This window comes from Mesobacillus sp. (assembly GCF_049588175.1).
Taxonomy (GTDB): domain Bacteria; phylum Bacillota; class Bacilli; order Bacillales; family Cytobacillaceae; genus Mesobacillus.
The window spans coordinates 1-1,555 of record NZ_JBAVFI010000583.1; the positions used below are offsets into that span (position 1 = coordinate 1).

General features: G+C 39.4%; 3 protein-coding genes. 2 read left to right on the forward strand and 1 reads right to left on the reverse strand.

What is annotated here, in order from left to right; genetic code table 11:
- Both WB217_RS14225 and WB217_RS14230 read left to right on the forward strand, forming a co-directional pair.
- The coding region (locus WB217_RS14225; RefSeq protein WP_423993882.1) for an MBL fold metallo-hydrolase at positions 1-634 on the forward strand (634 nt) is incomplete at its 5' end.
- A gap of 1 nt (position 635) precedes the next feature.
- Positions 636-875, forward strand: coding sequence for a glutaredoxin family protein (locus WB217_RS14230; protein ID WP_423993883.1), 240 nt, complete (start codon positions 636-638; stop codon positions 873-875).
- Between the two features lie 73 nt (positions 876-948).
- Here WB217_RS14230 and WB217_RS14235 read toward each other — a convergent pair.
- On the reverse strand, positions 949-1,555 hold a 607-nt coding region (locus tag WB217_RS14235), incomplete at its 5' end, for a DUF3993 domain-containing protein (RefSeq protein WP_423993884.1).

The window sequence follows — 1,555 nt, forward strand, 5'->3', positions numbered from 1 at the left end:
AGCTAAAGCTGTGTATGGAGAGAAATTTACCGAGCTTTTCGATCCAATTCTCGAAATACCTGAAGACCGGCTCATCATTAAGGGTGATGGTGATACATTGGCTATTGGAGAAAAATTGACTCTGCAGTTCTTTGATACTCCCGGGCACGCAAATCACCATTTCAGCATTCATCACCCCGCCACTAATGGAATATTCAGTGGCGACACTGCGGGCATCTATTATCCGCAAATTCACCGAGAAGACATAGAGTTCTATCTTCCATCCACATCTCCAAATCAGTTCGATCCAGAAAAAATGCTTCAGTCGATGACAAAGTACAAGGAACTGGGAATCGAACGGATTTATTTTGGCCATTATGGAATGTCGGACAATCCTGCTGAAGCCTTCAAACAAGTAGAGTACTGGCTGGGAATTTTCTTAGCGGAAGCTAAAAAAGTGGTTTCAACTTGCGAGGGCACGGCAAATCAGGTCGAGGTAATTACCAAAAGGCTCTTTGATAAAATAAAAGATTATTTGACTAACCAGGGCTTGGCAGTTAATCATCCTATATTTGAACTGTTGTATTTGGATATTAACGTGAGTTCGATGGGATTGGTTCATTATTTAGAAAAAGATTTAGGAGGAAGCCGTTAATATGAAGGACATCATCGTCTACACACAGAACGAATGCCCACCATGCAAAATTGTTAAAATGTTCCTGAACGAATATGGTTTTTCGTATTCAGAAAGAAACATTCATGAGGACGAAAAAAGCAGGCAGGAGCTGACAGATATTTATGGTTCCTTCTCTACTCCTACAATCGTAGTCGGCAGTGAGGTCATTATCGGTTTTGATCTTGAAAAGTTAAAGCAGGTATTGAATATTAACGAATAAGTCTCTCTATTACAATAAAAGAGGTGCCTCCTGGCACCTCTTTTATTCTAGCCTGCGTGCTTTCCGACCCAATTTATAATAAGCCAAATAACAGTGTTTTGTTTTCATTTCCAAACATAACCCCTAATTCCATGAAGGTTTTAAACGAAGAAAGATTCGGACCGAAGACAAGGGTATTAGGATTTTGTTTTTTATCTAAGTTTACTTTTGATACTTCCTTCTTTTTCGCTTTTTCAGGATAGGCCTTATTAATGACCTCCTCAGGAATCTCATCATACATATAATCTTCTACCTTCCAGCCGCTATTTTCCTTTACTATTTTCAAGCCCTCATAATGGCTGTCATAGCTTACTGGCCCTTCGCCATTCCCAGGGAAATATTCAAGAACATAAATTTCATCTTTCATATCTACCACTTTTGTTTTTTCAGAGAAAGCATAAAACGGAATGTAGTAAGGGGCAAAATCTGTTCCATATGTCTGGTATTGATTTTCCTGCCCAACCACATTTTCTTTAATAAACAATGACATATAGTCTTCTGTAAAATACGGTGCAAGAATACCCTCAATTTCGTCCATTGACCTTCCCTGCTCACTCAAGGAAACCTGAGCTTCGAACGCCTCCCCGAGGAATTCAAATACTTGTTCTCTGTCCATTGAATCGGATTGGGCATAAGTGTTT